We start from the raw sequence: 681 nt of genomic DNA, 5'->3' as shown, positions 1-681 counted from the left end.
AAGTGATCGGCGTGATGGTGGTGGAAACGCATCTGGACGAACCGGATGCACAGGGCCGCCGCAACGCGGTGCCGATCGCCGGCAGCGAATCGCTGCTGGAAGCGGACGTGGTGATCATCGCCTTCGGCTTCTCGCCGAGTGCGCCGGGCTGGCTGACCGAGCAGGGCGTGGAGGCCGGCAACAACGGCCGCATCGTGGCCGGTGGCAGTGGTCGCCTGCCGTTCCAGACCGCCCACCCGCGCCTGTTCGCTGGTGGCGATGCAGTGCGCGGCGCGGACCTGGTGGTGACGGCCGTGGCCGAGGGCCGCGACGCGGCCGGCAGCATCGTGCAGCTGCTCTCGGCGTAACGGCGCCGTTGCGATGCCGGGGTGAGGCGATGCCGGGCGCGTCGCCTCGCGCCCGGGCCCTCACGTACTGCGCGTGCGGCCGCTCAGGCGGCGCGCGATACCACCGGTACCGGCGTCTGACGCACGCCGGCGCGCTCGATCTCCAGTGCCATCAGCAGCTCGATGTTGTCCAGCTGGTCGCGGATGCGGCGGTTGCTGACCACATCATCGTGGCCGCGGCCCATGTGCGCATCGAGCATGCGCGCGAGCCCGGCCAGCAGCACCTCGGCATCGGCCTGGGGCGCCTCGCGCAGCACCATGGCCAGCGCGCGGATGCGGCGGCCCGTCTCCGAGG

General features: G+C 72.4%; 2 protein-coding genes. One reads left to right on the top strand and one right to left on the bottom strand.

Translation table 11 applies throughout. The features are described from left to right. On the top strand, positions 1–347 hold a 347-nt coding region (locus AAE045_RS23555; RefSeq protein ID WP_455549732.1), incomplete at its 5' end, for an FAD-dependent oxidoreductase. An 83-nt stretch (positions 348–430) separates the two neighbouring features. On the opposite strand, the gene AAE045_RS23550 is transcribed toward AAE045_RS23555, so the two are convergent. Next, positions 431–681 (bottom strand): hypothetical protein (locus AAE045_RS23550; protein WP_455549731.1); only part of this gene is annotated, 251 nt, incomplete at its 5' end.

Origin of the sequence: Dryocola clanedunensis, from assembly GCF_038405435.1 — a bacterium.
GTDB lineage: Bacteria > Pseudomonadota > Gammaproteobacteria > Enterobacterales > Enterobacteriaceae > Dryocola > Dryocola clanedunensis_A.
Note: the sequence above shows the minus strand (reverse complement) of the source record. Positions and strands in the feature narration are given on the sequence as shown.